The sequence below is a fragment of the Nostoc sp. LPT genome (assembly GCF_017115165.1).
In the GTDB taxonomy this organism is placed as follows: domain Bacteria; phylum Cyanobacteriota; class Cyanobacteriia; order Cyanobacteriales; family Nostocaceae; genus Nostoc.
On record NZ_JABXKF010000042.1, the window covers coordinates 1 to 16,592 of the forward strand.

Sequence of the window (16,592 nt, forward strand, 5' to 3'; positions counted from 1 at the left end):
AATGACCAATGACCAATGACCAATGACCAATGACCAATGACCAATGACCAATGACATTCCTATTTTGAAAGTAGAAGGATTAACTGTCTATCAAGGCAGCTATCTAGCTGTTCGAGATGTTTCCTTTGAATTATTGCCAGGAACAGATACAGCCATTGTTGGCCCCAATGGTGCTGGTAAAAGTACCCTGGTAAAAGCGGTTTTAGATTTGATACCTCGAAGTGCTGGGACGATTGAAATCTTGGGTCGTCCAATTTCCAGATTGGGGCATTTACGCCACACGTTGGGCTATATGCCACAAAACTTTATTTTTGACCGGAGCTTTCCGATTTCTGTCAGCGAATTAGTCGGACTGGGATGGACTAAGGAACGGAAAAAAAAGAGTTCATTTTTTTCCAAGCTGGGGAGACAAGACCGAGAAAAATCGGCAGCAGTAACAGAAGCTTTACGGCGAACTGATGCTTATCATTTACAGCATCAAGCTATTGGTACTCTTAGTGGCGGTCAGCTCAAGCGGGTTTTATTGGCTTATTGTTTGGTAATGCCTCGGAAACTCTTGGTACTAGATGAAGCCTTTGCTGGTGTTGATGTGCAGGGTGCAGCAGATTTTTACGCTTTGTTAAATGAATTAAAGCGCGAGGAAGGTTGGACAGTATTACAAGTTTCTCACGATATTGATATGGTAAATCGGCATTGCGATCGCGTGCTTTGCCTGAACCAAAGCATTGTTTGTACTGGTAAGCCAGAAATTGCCCTTTCACCGCAAAACCTGTTAGCAACCTACGGCCCAGGTTTCAGTCGCTACCAGCACCAACATTAATACCCATAAGTATGAATTTCTTGAATGATTGTCAGATAACTTGGCTTGCGATCGCTAGTAGTAATGACTTGCTAGAGTTGTTACAACTTGCTTCGATACAGCGTGCGATCGTCGGTGCTGCCTTAATGGGAATACTTGGCGGGATGTTGGGTAGTTTTGTTACCTTGCGCCAGTTGTCATTTTTCAGCCACGCGGTTGGTCATGCGGCATTGGTAGGTGTGGCATTAGGTGTACTGCTACAAATAAATCCTACTTGGATGCTGTTACCTTTTACCTTAGTTTTTGGGGTTATTGTCCTTTACTTTATCGATAAAACCGACTTAGCTAGCGATAGCATACTTAGCATAGTGCTATCTGGGGCATTAGCGATCGGTTTAATTCTCACGAGCTTAATTAAAGGATATCGTGGCAACTTGATGGCTGTACTGTTCGGGGATATTCTAGCGATCAACACCACAGATTTGATTTTGACCCTGCTAGTTCTTGTGGGAGGTAGCATATTTTTACTATCAACTCTGCGACAGCAAATTTTATTGACCCTTAACCCCGATGTAGCCCAAGTTCAAGGCGTTCCCGTTCAATTGTACCGCTACGCTTTTGTGGTCTTGCTTTCACTCGCCGTTGCTGTTGCGATTAAAGCCGTCGGTGTTTTACTAGTGAATGCCTTTTTGGTCATTCCCGCCTCCACCGCCAAACTGATGAGTCACCACTTTAGCCGTTTTCTAATCATGTCGGTGATAGTTGGTTCCATCAGCAGCATTGCTGGCATCATTGTCTCAGGTATTTTCAACCTGGCTTCTGGGCCAAGTATTGTTCTTGTCCAATTTCTACTATTTGTAGCCGTTTTCATCTGGTTTAAGTTGACTTTGAAAGTTGCATAACTATTTTTCTCCAAAGACTTGCTATATTCTTTTATCTTTGCTACATTGATTAATCGTGGCTAACAAAAGCCCTAGCCGGGATAGCTCAGTTGGTAGAGCAGAGGACTGAAAATCCTCGTGTCACCGGTTCAAGTCCGGTTCCTGGCATCGATTAAACCCCTTAAAAACTATTAATTTTCAAGGGGTTTTTACTTTATCAATCCCAATTTTGTAGAACAAATGTTCTAATTTTGAAAGGAGTTTTAGACATTTTTGGATACCTTTAGACAAAAAATGGGTGTAAATTGGGTGTAAAAGCGATAGAGTAGAGGACTAATTACACCTTATAAAATTATGTTCTCCAAAACTCCTACAGGGCGGGCATCTAAGGGTTCTGTCTCGATCATTAACTCTAATGATCGATTGCAGTTGCGGTTTAGATATAGGGGCAAGCGTTATTACATCTCTACTGGTTTAGCAGATACCCTAAATAATCGGAAATTGGCTCAACTTAAGGCATCTGAGATTGAGAAAGATATACTCTGTGAGCGATTGGACTTAACTCTAGAGAAGTACCAACTTCAATCTGCGCTAAGTACGATTACACCCATTACACCCATAAAGAAGAAGCCTCAACCTCATGTTAGACCAACTTTGGGACAGGTATAGCGAGTTTAAAAAACCGCAAATTAGCCCTAGTACCTATGCCAAAGACTTTACTAAGCATCGGAATCACATCGCTAAATTACCAACGCGATCGCTAGATGAAGCATCCGCTATTCGAGATTATCTTCTAGCAAATTTAACTCCAAATGCTGCCAAACGTTGTCTAACTCAGTTCAAAGCTTGCTGTAATTGGGCAATGGAAGAAGGGTTAATAGACGACTAACCCTTTTGCTGCCATGAAAATCAAAACACCCAAGGGTGCTACTGAAGAACAAGATATTAATCCCTTCGGTAAAGAAGAAAGAGATTTAATTATTCGTACTTTTGCTAGCGATCGCCACTATAACCACTACACTCACTATGTGCGCTTCCTTTTCCTTACTGGATGCAGACCATCTGAGGCAATTGCTTTAAAGTGGAAAAACATTACAAATAGTGCAGTTCAATTTCGAGAATCTGTTGTCGTTTCTGAAGATGGCTTAATCCTTAAGGAAGGGTTAAAAACACAAAGAAAACGGGATTTCCCAATTAATTCAGAATTACAAGCGATGTTAAATGAGATTCGACCAAAGGAACTTAATCCTGAAGCATTAATTTTTACAAGTCCAAAAGGAAAATTTATCGACCATCACAACTTTTATAATCGTGCATGGAAGTCTATTTTAGCCAAATGCAGCGTTCCTTACCGCAAAAGCTACCAGACACGACATACCTTTATCAGGTTGTGCGTGGAATCACATATTAACAGCACAGCTATCGATAGATGGACTGGAACTCCGGCGAAGATGATTGACAATCACTATGGTGCGACTACACTTTACTAAGGGATTTCCAGAAAATAAAATATACAGTTGCTAAGAATGATAATCATTGAGGCGATCGCTGTTATCTGCTTCAGCTAAATCTTTAATAATTTCATCTAGGTAATTCGTTAATATCTTTTCACGAGAGAGGTTTACTAGTGTTTTTCCTTGCTGAAATAGGCGAGCTGCTATGCCAGCAAATAGTGGATTACCTTCAGCAGTTTTAACTATGGCATAACGAACATCTTCTTCAGTAATGTTGTAAAGAGAAAATTCTAGAATTTGGTTAATATCCTGGTTTGTTAGAGTTTTGACTTCAATAGTGGCAAATTGATTATCTAGTAATGTCCCTAACTGATAAAGGATTGAGTCTTTAAAAACGCTACGTGTAGATAAAATTAAGGTAACTTTATTTGCAAGTTCAGGGTTGACGAGAAGTTCACGCAACTGAGATAAAAGGTTAAAGCGGTGAGCATCGTCTACAACAATGAGGTGCTGGCGATCGCGCTCTAGTGATACTAAATCTGGTTCTATTGACTCAGCTGCTATATTTGATTTTCATTTAGCCAGATTCCATACAATTTGTCACTAATAGGGTATAGGGGGTAGGGTGTAGGGTATAGGGAAGACGGCATTGGTCGAGGCTTGTGACATAGACCTTTTGCTACGCCAGTGAATTGACAGGGCTTGTGAAATTGATGGTTGTTGGGGCTCTCTAGAAGGGAGCAACCCCACCCCAACGGGGCTTGGTCAAAACGGTTTTTTATGTAGAGACGTTCATAAAACGTCCCTACATTTATGATTAGGGATTATTCAATCCCTTCAATCCGGTCTTCAACTTCTTGGTACAACTCACGTAGGCGGTCTAAATTCTCCTCGCTAGTCTCCCAATAACCGCGTCCATTCACTTCCAACAAAGTTGATACAACCTTGCGGAAAGAATGGGGATTAAGGTTCATCAACCGTTTCTGCATTTCTTCATCTTTGATGAAGGTTTCGTTAGTATCCTCGTAAATCCAGTTATCTACAGCGCCGGCTGTTGCACTCCAACCCATTGTGTTTACTAATCGCTTGGAGAGTTCGCGTACACCTTCATAACCGTGATTCAGCATCCCCTCATACCATTTGGGATTTAACAATTTGGTACGCGCATCCAAACGCACAGTTTCTGATAATGTCCGCACTTGAGCGTTAGCTGTGGTTGTATCTGCAATATAAGATGCTGGTTTTTTACCATCACCTCGCAGACTTGTAACTAACTTAGTAGGATCTGAATCAAAGTAATGAGAAACATCCGTTAAGCTAATCTCAGAAGAATCGAGATTTTGGAAAGTTGCATCAGCAGTTTTCAATGTACTTTCAAAAATCTGCCGGGATTCGTCCATGATTCCGGGGTTATCGGAATTGAAGGAGAAGGATTTGCGGTTGAGATACATTTCCTGCAACTCGGCTTCGCTGTCCCAAGTGCTGTTTTCTACTGCCAAGTTAATATTTGACGAATAGGAACCAGAAGCGTTGGAGAAAACGCGCGTCGCTGCTTGACGCAGATTAATCCCCATATCTTCGGCTTGTTGCAAAGCGTGTTTGCGAACAAAGTTCATTTCTAAGGGTTCATCTGCCTCGGCTGCCATCTTCACGCCTTGGTCTAGTAAGTTCATTTGGTTGATGAACAAGTCGCGGAATACACCAGAACAGTTGATTACTACATCAATTCTGGGGCGTCCTAACTCTTCTAGAGATATCAACTCCAACTTGTTCACCCGTCCCAAGGCATCGGGAACTGGACGCACGCCCACCATCCACATAATTTGTGCTAGGGATTCGCCGTAAGTTTTGATGTTATCGGTTCCCCAAAGAACGCAGGCGATGGTTTCTGGCCATTTTCCATCGTTTTCAGCCTTGTTACGCGCCAAAAGCCTATCTACGACGATTTTGGCTGATTGGACTGCTGCTGTTGTGGGGATGGATTGCGGATCGAGTGCATGGATATTCTTACCCGTGGGCAATACATCTGGGTTGCGGATGGGATCGCCACCTGGGCCAGGTAGAACGTACTCACCTTCTAAGCCTTTGAGTAATGCTCCCAGTTCGTTATCGGCACAAACTTGTTGCAGGCAGAATTCCAAATACTCAAATAGGGGTTTTAGGGCTGCGCCATCAACTTTGGGATAACCTGCTTTATGCAATGCTTCTACCCAAGGTTCTTTTTTGCCCATGTTGAAGAAATTCAAACGGGAAACCAGAGAAACTCGTCCTTCGGCGTCGATTTGCTCTTGTACAAGGGCAGTAACTGCTGCACGGGTTGCCAAGGTGATATCTTGCAATAACTGGACATCTTCTAAAATGCCTTGATCGCTATTTTGGTAAATATCATCAATGTTACGCCCAATGCTGTTAGCGATAATTCCCGGTAAGCCTTGAAGTTCTTCTTCCTGACGATCTAGACTGGCAATGTTGACGAGAGTTGCGATCGCTTCTTCTGCACTTGGCGGTTTACCAATCACGTGCAACCCACAAGGCAACAACCGAGACTCGATTTCCATCAACTTGCGGTAGACGTTGCCAACAATATTATCGCGATCGTCGGCACTCATGTCTCTGGCATCGGTTTCTGGCAGGTTAATATCCTTATCCAGATTCACGATCCGGCATTTATCCATGATGCTGTTGACAATTGAAACACCGCGTCCACTATCTTTCAAGGTTTGATAGGAAGCAATTAATTCGCTAAGTTCCTTTAAACCTTTATACAAACCAGCATTTTCTGCCGGCGGTGTCAAGTAAGAAATTGTTTCGGCATAACTCCGACGTTTGGCAATTGTTGCTTCACTCGGATTATTAGCTGCGTAGTAATACAGATTGGGAATTGAGCCAATCAAGTTATCTGGATAACAGTCACCAGACATCCCCATCTGTTTACCTGGCATGAATTCCAAGGAACCGTGTGTACCAAAGTGCAGTACAGCATCAGCTTTCCAAACTTGCTCTAGGTACGTGTAGTAAGCAGCAAAACCGTGGTGAGGACTAGCTGAACGGGAGAACAACAGCCGCATCGGATCGCCTTCATAACCAAATGTAGGTTGGACACCGATGAAGACGTTACCGAATTGCTTACCATAAATCAGCAGGTTTTGCCCATCACTATTGAGATGTCCCGGAGGTGGACCCCAGTTTTCTTCTAGGCGTTGAGAGTATGGGGTCAGCGCCTCATACTCAGGAACCGACATTTTGTAAGCAATGTTCAGTTCTGGGCTATTGTACTGCGCCTGGGCGTCATGGATGACTTCTTGCATCAACGCTTCCGCTGATTCTGGCAATTCTGGTAAGTCGTAGCCGTTATTTTTGAGGGCTTTCATCACTTCATAGATTGAGCCGAATACATCCAAGTAAGCGGCGGTTCCGACGTTGCCTTTATCTGGTGGAAAGCTGAAAACGGTGATGGCAACTTTTTTATCCAGCTTTGGCTTGCGGCGCAGATTTGCCCATTTTAAGGCGCGTTCGGCGACAGCTTCAACCCGATCGCGCAGGGCGATCGCTTTGCCTGTAGTCCCATCCCTACCGGATAAAATTATCGGCTCAATTGCCCCATCCAATTCAGGAATTGCAATTTGCAAAGCTACTTGAATGGGATGTAACCCTAAATCGCTATCCATCCACTCTTCTGTGGTTTGGAATACTAAGGGTAATGCCACCATGTAAGGACGGTTTAAGCGTTTGAGTGACTCAATTGCTTTGGGATGATCTTGTCTGGCTGGGCCACCCACTAAAGCAAAACCAGTCAGCGATATCACTGCATCTACCAACTGTATATTAGTAGTCGGTTCATAAAAGTATGCATCCACCGGCTTGGAGAAGTCCAAACCACCAGCAAACACAGGTAGTACCCGTGCGCCTAATGCTTCCAACTCCTGCACCATCGCTACATAATGGGCATCATCCCCTGTAACTAGGTGAGTGCGTTGCAATACTAACCCGACACAAGGAGCTAAAGGATCTTTTAGATCGCTAGAAATATCCTTACGAGCTGTATACCAATTCAGGTACTCTCTGACATCTTCAAACATACTGGGAGCCAAAGGGTGCCAAATCCCTAAATCGGGATAAACCACCGGCTGTTCGTATGTAGAAGGTGCAAAATTCTGTTTTTCTAAACCTTTAAATACATATTTATCAGCTAGCATCAGCAAGAAGTTTTCCAGATTTTCTGGAGAACCACCTAGCCAATACTGAAAACTGAGCATGAAATTTCGGGCATCCTGTGCCTTGTCCATCGGTAAAAATTTCAGCACTTGCGGCAGCGTTCGCAAAAGCTTCAGCATTCCATCTTGGAATCCCGCACCGGATTTTTCTTTGCGTTTCCGCATGAATTGCGCGATCGCACTTTTTGACTGTCCCAACTGTGCCAGGGAAAAGCTGCCCATTTTACTCAGGCGCATTACTTCTGGCATCGAGGGAAAGACAACGGAAACGTCCAGGCGATCGCGATGTGGTTCTACTGCTGCTACTACTTTCTGTGCTAAGTCTTCAATGAAAATGAGGGAAGCGATGAAGATATTCGCACTTTCAATTTCTCGTTTGAACTCTTCGTAATTCTCTGGGTCGCGGAGTTCCTCAATCAAGTACCCGCTGATTTCAATCGCCAAGTTGGGATTGTTCGCGTTAATCGTGCGAACTGCTTGCGACAAAGCACTCTGGTACTGGGACTCAAGCACGACATAGACCACCTTGATTAAACTACGTCCGCGTAAGTTATCAGGCGCAATGTGTCTAATGGTGGACTTGACGTGTGTGAACATGCTTCTTCGGCTCCTTTGATGCGTGTTCTCTACTAGAAGTTATTAGCGGCATCGGCAGCCACAGTTAACTTCTGATCTTTAGGCAATATGTGTTTTTTATCAGAAAACGCTTACCCAGTGGGCATTTTATCGTGTATCTGACACAAATCGATATAAAAAACGAAATATTTCTTCGTAATTTTTGACTTTATCTAAAAGTATTGGCTCACTTATTTGTAAAATTTTTGCAATACTTATTTTTGATAGTTAAATAGCTATTTAGATATCAATACTTTTCGGTTAAGACCAAAAACAGTTAACAATTCACGCATTCACGCATTCAAACATTTTAGACATTTTCAGACGAACGCGAGTGCGTCTCTAAGAGTTGAGAAGTGCCTTCTCCCAAGGGCGATGCGCGGGTTAAGAGCGTTGTGGCAACTACGTTCCATTTAAACCCCGACTGAAAATGATTTGGAGGCAGAGTGGCTTTGACTTTGCGCTACATGTAATGGTTGGGGTCTTAAACCCTTTGATTTACGGTAAATTGAGAGTTATACTTAAAAACACGCGCGGCTAATACAACTCAAAGAATTTTCCCTGGTATCACTTTTAATGGAATCGGGGAAAGTGCTAAAAGCGATAGAAACACCGATACCAACAGAAACAGTTGAGCAAGTTATTAGGGCAAACAGATAAGTAGGTCGGCGTAAATAATTATCGTTGGGATAACGCAGTTCTTGCTGGGGGCTGGGAGCAAGAAAAGAGAGGGTTTGAGTCTTGTTTACTTTTCTTCACACAGTTTGGTTTTATTGTGCCGACTTACTTAGTAGAGAGATACGCAAGCAGAAACTGACATCACACTTGGCGATCTGTATGGTGATTGTGATGAGTATATGGTCATCGGATTCAATACCTATTACGCGAATGGTGAGCAATTTCACACCATTTTTTGACAAACTTTTTTTAGCAGGCTTCGGAGATAATCGATAATCTGCTGAGAAGACAGATGGCTCATGCAAGGATGGTCTAGCACGAGACACGACTTATTGCTAAAACTATGCTCTTGACACAAGGTACATTTGAAAGTTGAAAACGCTATATGTACGTGAGATTGTCTTGGTTTCCACAAGTGTATTGGACTGGCTCCATCGCCATCAACATCATTGCCGAAGATAGCAATTGTCTGGCATCCCATCGCAGCTGCAATATGTAATGGCCCTGCATCTACTGAAATGAAAGCTTTGGTTTGAAGAAATGCGCCTGCCAATTCTAACAGAGATGTCTGACCTCTGAGATCAATCAAAGCAGTAGTTTGTAATAACTCGTCTTCTATAGAACCTGCATTGTACAGCGTTTTCTGTATCTTCGGCGCACTGCCCACTAAACCGACACTCAGTCCTTGTGCCATACACCAATGAATCGCTTGCTGCCAAGCGTGAATCGGCCAGAGCTTGGCAGGTCGGGTGGCTGTCACATGAATTAGCACATCGGGTACAGGAAAATTAGGTTCTTGACTGGGCAGTTCTAACTTGAAAAAGTCGGTTTCAACATAGGCTAAACGACAGAAGATTTCCCCAATGTAGTTGCTCTGAATCACGCCTTGATGCCTTTCGACCAATTTAGAACTATTCCAATCTCGATCCTGGAGCAGGCTTTGAATTGAATTCGCATTTTCACCTCCATCTAGCTTTTTCTGAAAGTCTTGTGTCAAAGCCGCTCCTGTGACATACAGGGGACGTAGGGCAGTTGTCATCACTAGGTTGATGGGGCTGAATTCATCACAATTAATCGCTAAATCGTAAGAGCCTGCAACTTGTTGCCGTTGATGCACTACTTGCGCTAACTGCGCTAAGATATCATCGCGATCGCTATACAGAGAAAAGCGCCAATCAATGTAGGGACAATAAAGTTCAAAATCTTGGGTTACGTCACTGCCAAAAAAATCCAACGTGCAATCTGGATATTTTTCTTTCAGGCCTCGCAGCAAGGGGGTAATTACTACATAATTGCCAACTTTGCTGGAGCCAAATACGGCAAGATGGGGATGTGGGCGTAAGGATTGATCGACAAAGACTTGCATATCACGAATTTTTTACAAATTTTTTAAGTTATTTTTAGATGATGTCTGACAACGACTTTCCAAATATTCTCTTAGTACAGCTTTGCGTAAAATCGTGGCGAATTGAGGGTTGAAATTTAAACGCAAAGGTTCGCAAAGGTAAACGCAAAGGGGCGCAGAGAATTGCCTACGAATTAATAAAATGTTGTACTTAGTTTTATCAATTCGTGATTAGTTTACTAAGTCGATTAAAGGAGTTGAGTTGTTCAAGAATGAATTCCAAGCAGTCTTCAAGGACTTCCTTCTTTTTCTCACCAAGAATAACTAAATTCTGATTTTGAGGATAAGACCATCGACGCAGATGAGCAATACTAAATCCTTCTTGTTTCTCTTCTTCTAAAGAAGCTTTTCTCACAGCATCCCATAAAACCAGTGTTGGTTTCGCAAATGCAGTAGCAATATGAGAAGGGCCAGTATCAAATCCTACATATAAATCGCTTGCCCAAATCAGAGCCATTGCTTGTCTAATAGTTGTTTTTGGTGTAAAGATAGAAAACGTCTTTTGCTCAAAGTCATTATTGCCAATATGTAAAAAACTTACTTTATTTTTCAAGTAATCGACTAATTCTAGCGAGTTATCTAAGTGCCAAGGTGAGTCTTTAGTACTCGATGAAGTCCCATAGGGACAGATACAAACAACGGGACGTTTGAGGTGAGCAAGAGTCTTTAATCCCCACTGCATTTCTGCGTGAGATAAAAATAAAGAACCCCTTAATTGACGAGGGCGCAGTCCATGAGCAAAACAGATATTTTCTATGATATGACGGCTTTGACAAAAATTATCTGACTCAACGGACACTTCTAGCATAATGTTCGGGTCTATGTCATCGGCATTGATAATTGTCTCAATATATGGATTGTTATCCCAGATTGCATACCCGTTTTCTTGAGCTTTTTTATAATAGTTTAAAGGAGCAGTCAATACTTTTATAAGTCGCCCTTTATTTAAAGATAATGCTTCAACTAATGGTGTATAACATACACAGCTTCCTATTCCAAGATAACTAGGTATTGCCAAGTCACAGTCATACTTTTCAGTATAATATTTCGATGCTGCTAATGGTTCTGAATCTCGAAATCGTGGATAGAAGATAGATTGATCTGTAATGCTGTTATTAAACATATTTGGTTTTTCCATATTTAGTGTCTTCAATTTTTAGTAAAAAGGCAGTTTTTCGATTTTACGATCGCAACAATTGAGCCATCTTAAAAGCTACCAATCCACCAAAACACCAGGGCAAACGCATCTAAAGTATAAGAATTCTTTAATAATAGGGGTTTTGGCGTTTTTTAATTGAGCCTATTTTTCCGTCAACATCTTTATCCAGCAAGGGTTTCAGAAATTCCGTGCGTTCGCCCTGGCAATGGCGAAGCAATTTGACTATCACTAATTTTTACTGCTGGTAGGTGCAATATCAGCTTACTTGCTTTGTATACCATTTAGACAGCTAGGGATCTGTACCTACAATTAAGTGAAGTTGTATATTTGGCTGTGTTTTAAAGCAGTCAATATAGTCAGCAAGACTCTCTCTGCACCACCAATTACTCTTACCGGATTTACAAATACTATTTTCATACAGTTTTAATTACCGATTAATTCTAAATATGATTGAGCAATAATCTGGGTGTGAGTAGACCAAGAATATTTGTGAGCCTGACTCAAGCGAAGATTGATATCTGGGGCGCTAGTGGGGTTTAGCAATAGCTGTTCTACTGTCTTTACCCAGGCTGAAACATCCGCAGTTGGACAGTAAACCACTGCTTCTTGTCCTACCTCACGCAATACAGGAATATCGCTGACAACTGTGATCGCTCCACAGGCTAAGGCTTCAATAACTGGTAATCCAAAGCCTTCTGCTATACTTGTTAATAATACTGCTGATGCTTGTCGATAAAGTGCTGCTATGGTTGTACGCTGTAAATTTTGTAGGTGAATTATTGACTTTTTAATATTCAAATGAGCAATTTGTTGCTGTTGGGTTGGTGTCCACTCGCCGCTGACTTTCACAAGTCGTAACTCTGGGTAAATAGCTTGTAACTGAGCAAACACTTGTAAAAGAGTATCGATGCGCTTGCGCTGAATGCAACTACCAACATGGAGTAGAAAAGGTGCTTTACCTATTTGTTCTCGTATTTGTTGATCGGCAATATTGGCGTTTTCAGGAGTAATACAAAATTCTGGGGCGAAACCATAGGGAGCATAAACTAAGCGCGATGGTTCCACCAGTTGATAATGCTCAATTTGTTTCCTGACTTCTGCGGTTGAATAAAATACAACAGCACATGATTGTAAACCATGCAAAATTCTCCGAGACATGGCTTGATACCAAGCAGGTCGAGGGTCTTTTACTGGCTCTACCAAAGAGTAAAAAGCATCAATATCGTGACAGTATACCCCTGTACGTTTTGGGGGTAAGACATGGGCTAGATGGGCGTAGGAGTGGTCAGTAACATGATATAAATCAAAATCTGCTACCCGTTGGCTGAGGTAACGAGGATAGTCCCAAAATCGATTGAGTAAGCGGTCAGTATTGTAGGTAAAGCGCTTTTTCCCAAACCAGGGAATTTTTTGACAACGCCATTGAAATGTTGGACGTACCTCTATGGCTTGAATAGATGTAAGATGTTCAGCTTGCAAGTGCTTGAGTAGCATCTGAGCGCATAAATTCATGCTATGCCAGTTTTCTTCTAGGTAATCACAGACAATCCCTAAGCGCATTTGATTTTTAGTCAAGATCTTGCTCCTCTATGATTTTCTATCACGGCCAATTAGAAAGGAATAACTGCGTGCAATAGTCCTGCATCCACTGAGATGAAGGCTTTGGTTTGAAGAAATGCGCCTGCTAATTCTAATAGAGATGTCCGATCTCTAAGATCAATCAAAGCAGTAGTTTGTAACAACTCGTCCTCTATAGAACCTGCATTGTACAGCGTTTTCTGTATCTTCGGCGCACTGCCCACTAAACCGATACTCTAAGAATTTGCTGGTACAACTGAATGTATCGTTGGGCTTGTACTTCTAACGAGTACTCTTCAACCGCAACCTTGCGGCAATTTTGACTCATACGATCGCCTAAATTAACGTCTTCTAATAGTTGGACAATCCCATTACAGAAATCATCAGCATCTTCAGGTTTTGCTAAATAGCCAGTGATACCAGGACGGACATAATCTGGAACGCCACCAACATTGAAGGCAACTGTCGGCGTACCACAAGCTGCTGCCTCCAGACCGACTAATCCGCAAACATCAGCACGGGTTGGAAACAGAAATAAATCGGCGGCAGAATAGGCAATGGCTTTTAAGCGATCGCTGCTGATATAGCCAAGGTGCAGTACTTCTATTTCTGCGGCATTTGAGATTGCCTTCGCTTCATCCCCAAAAGTCAGCAACACGGTTTCAGCTTTGAGCGATTTAGGTATGCGAGAAAGGGCTTTGAGCAATAAATCGCCACCTTTACGCCGATTGGTCATGTCTTGTGCTCCAAATATGAGAACTTTTTTATGCTGGGGAATTCCCAAGTCAGATTGACACTGCTGTTGATCGAGTGGTTGATAGGCTACTGTATCAATTCCGTAGGAAATGTGATGAATGGGGAAACAGTTGAGCATACTCTTTTTAGCGCATTCAGCCAACCAGCGACTAGGAGCCACAATCGTTAAGTTGGAGTGTTGATATGCCCAATTCTTTAACTTCCACTCTAGAGATGTGGCATCTCGTTGAATCGGAGGTAACGCATTAGGATAAGGACATTTTCCACAACCAGTTTGCCATTTTGAACAGTCATAACTGTAGGCACAGTGTCCCGTGAAACTCCACATATCATGTAGCGTGTAGACCGCAGGTTTATCTCTCGTTAAGGAGGGAAGCATGAGATAGGAAAAATAATCATCATGAAGCAGGTGAAAGTTGAGTAAAGCAGCATTCTGATAACAGGCTTGATGTTTAAGATCAGCAATTGAGGGATTGGCAACGTAATTCAAACCCATTCGTCTTGTAATTGAGTTCGCTAAATCAACAAACTGATTTTTTCTTTGGACAATCTGTACTGTATTTTTAAAATCATTAGCTTTTTCCTGAAACACTCCATTAATCTCATCTTTATAGGCAAAGAAAGATTGAATCCCGGCTCTGGATAAACCTTTATGAATATTGTGGGCAGCAATAAATGCACCACCTAAGCCAAACCAGTTATTAATATGAAGTATATTGAGAGAATTCATTTTACTTCGTCTTTAGTGCCTTGTCTCTTGAATATCCAATCTGTTTAACAACTGAAGATTCAATTAGAATCTGAATGTATTGTCTTAAAGAGGTTTGAAACAGTCATTTCTGAATGGCTAACAAGCTTCGTCAGAATTTCCTGATAGTTATTTAATAGGCGATCGATTGTCTCTGCTGAGAATTTCTCAGTGCCGTATTTAGCCCTGATCCGGATTGTTTTTGATAGTTCAACGTAAAGCTCTAATGGGGGTGTTTTGCCATAAAGTTCCATTGGCATATCACCCCATTGTGACGGTGCGATCGCTTCCCAGTCTGGGATTTGATCTTGAACCGAGGGGGTCATGGTAATGCTTGCCAGCAGATTCAGGGGACGTAAATGTTGGATCTGCTCGATCACCCGATGCAGCGACACCTCTTTATGTTCGATCGCTTCATTGACAGTCTCTTGAAGTTGTTTAATGACGGTTGAGCCAGTCTGTTCCGGCAAAATTAGCGATCGCAGAATCACGTCATTGATAAAGCAGCCAATCATCCGCTCTGTGTCTGGCCCAGTGCGGTTGCCGAGCGTCGCCAGGATCAAAATCTCATTTTGTTGACTCCACTTCGCTAAAACAAGTTTGAAAGCGCTCAACAAGATGACAAAACTCGTCACCCTCTGTGAACGACCCAGCTTTTCAATCGAACTAACCACAGACTCAGGTAAGTTTACAAAACTGTGTCCTGCCTGTTTACTAGACAGCATCAGACTTGGAGAAGGGTGTAACTCGTCATCAACGAGTTTGCGTTGCCAATAACTGAGTTGCTGTGCGATCGCGGACTCATTATATACTTGCTGCTGCCACAAGCAAAAATCTGTATATTGGCATGATAGGGCTGGCAGGGGCGAAGGTTGCCCATTGGCGAAAGCCTGTATCAGTGCCTCTAATTCTTGCAGAAGCACACCAAATGACCAACCATCTGCGATCAGATGGTGCATGGTAATCACCAGCCAATACTCTTCTGAATTCAGTTGAAATAAGGCAGTTCTGATCAGGGGAGCAACAGCCAAGTTGAAGGGCTGCTGACGTACTTTAATTCCCAAACGAACAGCTTCCGACTCCCGCGCCTCTGGGGGTAGGTACTGGAGATTTTCATAGATTAATGGCAGGTGCAGGTGAGGTAAAACGATCTGCATCGGCTGATCGTTGATGACGGTGAAGACCGTGCGGAGATTCTCATGACGGCGGACGATTTCATTCAAACTTTGCTCGACTACCTCTGGTGAGAGAGGACGCCTGACTCGCATCAGAGTCGAACTATTGAGAGTTGCGACCTTAGTATCTGATTGATTTAGTAACCATAACGCCTGCTGTGATAGCGAGAGAGGCACGGGTGTAAATGGGCTTCTCTCCAAGGGAGACATGGCTTTATTTGAACTGAGTGTTGGATGGGCTTTGAACGATTCAATTAACTTGCTGAGGGCGGCGATCGTCGGGTTTTCAAACAGACACCGCAGGGGAAAATCAATCGCAAAGGCTTGGCGAATTTGGAACAGAAGTGAGGTTGCCAGCAGAGAATGTCCGCCCAAATCAAAAAAGTTATCATAAATCCCGACTTTCTCAATCCTGAGAATCGCAGCCCAAAGGTTAGCTAAAATTTCTTGGGTGGGGGTGCTAGGTGCTACGAAGCTAGATTCTAGTCCAATCTTGAATTCCGGTATGGGTAGAGCGCGACTATCAACTTTTCCATTGGACGTTAAGGGAAACTTTTCTAGGACAACAAAGGCAGATGGAATCATGTACTCAGGCAGTTTTTTCTGGAGATAGTAGCGAAGGTCTTGAATATATGTCTCTAAACTGCTCCAAGTCGATTGGCGATTGCCTAAACTATTCGATCCCGTTTCTTGAGGAAAACGCTGCTTTATTGTTGTCCGTCTCGCGTAAATATTATAGAGGGGGGTTGCTTCTAGTAATTTGTCCTGAACAATGGTCAAATCATATCCATGAGATTTAAGTAACTCCGTAATTTCAGTCAGTCTGCCATTAATATCATGAACCTCAACAATAATTTGCTAGATTTTTAACCAATCTCTTTCTTTAATTCCTGCTAATACATCCCGTTCACTTTTTTCCACATCAATTTTGAGTAAATCAATCCGCTCAATTTTATTTTCTTCAATGATATAAGAAATGGTTTTTACCTGACAGGTAAATTGCTCACTTTGCAAACGTTCAACTAATAATTCATCCAGTACTTCCTGTGATACAGTTGTCCCATTGCCTGTTACTGCTTGTTGCTTGAGCAAGAAGGATTTGACGACTTCTTTTTCCTCAAATGCGTCAG

The 16,592-nt window shown here is 42.5% G+C and carries 14 protein-coding genes and 1 tRNA gene; 6 read left to right on the top strand and 9 right to left on the bottom strand.

Going from position 1 to position 16,592, the window contains the following annotated elements; translation table 11 throughout:
• Positions 1–43 precede the first annotated feature (43 nt).
• From HWQ58_RS09445 to HWQ58_RS09470, 6 genes are all read left to right on the top strand, one after another.
• The gene (locus HWQ58_RS09445; protein WP_292860813.1) at positions 44–820 is read left to right on the top strand and encodes a metal ABC transporter ATP-binding protein; all 777 of its coding nucleotides are present in this window, start codon (positions 44–46) and stop codon (positions 818–820) included.
• An 11-nt stretch (positions 821–831) separates the two neighbouring features.
• On the top strand, positions 832–1,701 hold the full coding sequence (locus HWQ58_RS09450; RefSeq protein ID WP_292860816.1) for a metal ABC transporter permease: 870 nt from the start codon (positions 832–834) through the stop codon (positions 1,699–1,701).
• A gap of 74 nt (positions 1,702–1,775) precedes the next feature.
• Positions 1,776–1,848, top strand: a tRNA-Phe gene (locus tag HWQ58_RS09455).
• Positions 1,849–2,034: 186 nt separating this feature from the next.
• Positions 2,035–2,349 carry a DUF3596 domain-containing protein gene (locus HWQ58_RS09460; RefSeq protein ID WP_292860819.1) on the top strand — a complete coding sequence of 105 codons (315 nt, stop codon included), beginning with the start codon at positions 2,035–2,037 and terminating at the stop codon, positions 2,347–2,349.
• A complete protein-coding gene (locus HWQ58_RS09465) occupies positions 2,321–2,569 on the top strand; it encodes a hypothetical protein (protein WP_292860822.1) in 249 nt (82 codons plus the stop codon). Before HWQ58_RS09460 ends, HWQ58_RS09465 begins: the two co-directional genes overlap by 29 nt.
• A 13-nt stretch (positions 2,570–2,582) precedes the next feature.
• On the top strand, positions 2,583–3,170 hold the full coding sequence (locus HWQ58_RS09470; protein WP_292860824.1) for a tyrosine-type recombinase/integrase: 588 nt from the start codon (positions 2,583–2,585) through the stop codon (positions 3,168–3,170).
• 30 nt (positions 3,171–3,200) lie between these two features.
• Here the strand turns inward: HWQ58_RS09470 and HWQ58_RS09475 are convergent, their stop codons facing one another.
• From HWQ58_RS09475 to HWQ58_RS09515, 9 genes are all read right to left on the bottom strand, one after another.
• Complete coding sequence (locus HWQ58_RS09475; protein WP_292860827.1) at positions 3,201–3,596, bottom strand: hypothetical protein; 396 nt, start codon at positions 3,594–3,596, stop codon at positions 3,201–3,203.
• Positions 3,597–3,958: 362 nt separating this feature from the next.
• Positions 3,959–7,945: a magnesium chelatase subunit H gene (locus HWQ58_RS09480; protein WP_292860830.1), complete on the bottom strand. Its 3,987-nt coding sequence runs from the start codon at positions 7,943–7,945 to the stop codon at positions 3,959–3,961.
• A gap of 919 nt (positions 7,946–8,864) precedes the next feature.
• Complete coding sequence (locus tag HWQ58_RS09485) at positions 8,865–10,007, bottom strand: glycosyltransferase family 9 protein (RefSeq protein WP_292860833.1); 1,143 nt, start codon at positions 10,005–10,007, stop codon at positions 8,865–8,867.
• A gap of 199 nt (positions 10,008–10,206) precedes the next feature.
• Complete coding sequence (locus HWQ58_RS09490; RefSeq protein ID WP_292860835.1) at positions 10,207–11,184, bottom strand: glycosyltransferase family 9 protein; 978 nt, start codon at positions 11,182–11,184, stop codon at positions 10,207–10,209.
• Positions 11,185–11,628: 444 nt separating this feature from the next.
• A complete protein-coding gene (locus HWQ58_RS09495) occupies positions 11,629–12,780 on the bottom strand; it encodes a glycosyltransferase (RefSeq protein ID WP_292860837.1) in 1,152 nt (383 codons plus the stop codon).
• A gap of 35 nt (positions 12,781–12,815) precedes the next feature.
• A complete protein-coding gene (locus HWQ58_RS09500; RefSeq protein ID WP_292860839.1) occupies positions 12,816–13,007 on the bottom strand; it encodes a hypothetical protein in 192 nt (63 codons plus the stop codon).
• Positions 13,007–14,269, bottom strand: coding sequence for a glycosyltransferase (locus HWQ58_RS09505; RefSeq protein WP_292860842.1), 1,263 nt, complete (start codon positions 14,267–14,269; stop codon positions 13,007–13,009). The genes HWQ58_RS09500 and HWQ58_RS09505 overlap by 1 nt, the downstream gene beginning before the upstream one ends.
• A 59-nt stretch (positions 14,270–14,328) precedes the next feature.
• Complete coding sequence (locus HWQ58_RS09510) at positions 14,329–16,242, bottom strand: condensation domain-containing protein (RefSeq protein ID WP_292860845.1); 1,914 nt, start codon at positions 16,240–16,242, stop codon at positions 14,329–14,331.
• Between the two features lie 78 nt (positions 16,243–16,320).
• Positions 16,321–16,554: an FkbM family methyltransferase gene (locus HWQ58_RS09515; protein ID WP_292860847.1), complete on the bottom strand. Its 234-nt coding sequence runs from the start codon at positions 16,552–16,554 to the stop codon at positions 16,321–16,323.
• Between the last annotated feature and the right edge of the window lie 38 nt (positions 16,555–16,592).

What these genes read in the sequence shown, in the direction of transcription:
- HWQ58_RS09505 (WP_292860842.1), bottom strand. Translation starts at nt 14,269, where the DNA reads ATGAATTCTCTCAATATACTTCATATTAATAACTGGTTTGGCTTAGGT.
- HWQ58_RS09460 (WP_292860819.1), top strand. Translation starts at nt 2,035, where the DNA reads ATGTTCTCCAAAACTCCTACAGGGCGGGCATCTAAGGGTTCTGTCTCG.
- HWQ58_RS09450 (WP_292860816.1), top strand. Translation starts at nt 832, where the DNA reads ATGAATTTCTTGAATGATTGTCAGATAACTTGGCTTGCGATCGCTAGT.
- HWQ58_RS09480 (WP_292860830.1), bottom strand. Translation starts at nt 7,945, where the DNA reads ATGTTCACACACGTCAAGTCCACCATTAGACACATTGCGCCTGATAAC.
- HWQ58_RS09465 (WP_292860822.1), top strand. Translation starts at nt 2,321, where the DNA reads ATGTTAGACCAACTTTGGGACAGGTATAGCGAGTTTAAAAAACCGCAA.
- HWQ58_RS09445 (WP_292860813.1), top strand. Translation starts at nt 44, where the DNA reads ATGACCAATGACATTCCTATTTTGAAAGTAGAAGGATTAACTGTCTAT.
- HWQ58_RS09470 (WP_292860824.1), top strand. Translation starts at nt 2,583, where the DNA reads ATGAAAATCAAAACACCCAAGGGTGCTACTGAAGAACAAGATATTAAT.
- HWQ58_RS09485 (WP_292860833.1), bottom strand. Translation starts at nt 10,007, where the DNA reads ATGCAAGTCTTTGTCGATCAATCCTTACGCCCACATCCCCATCTTGCC.
- HWQ58_RS09490 (WP_292860835.1), bottom strand. Translation starts at nt 11,184, where the DNA reads ATGGAAAAACCAAATATGTTTAATAACAGCATTACAGATCAATCTATC.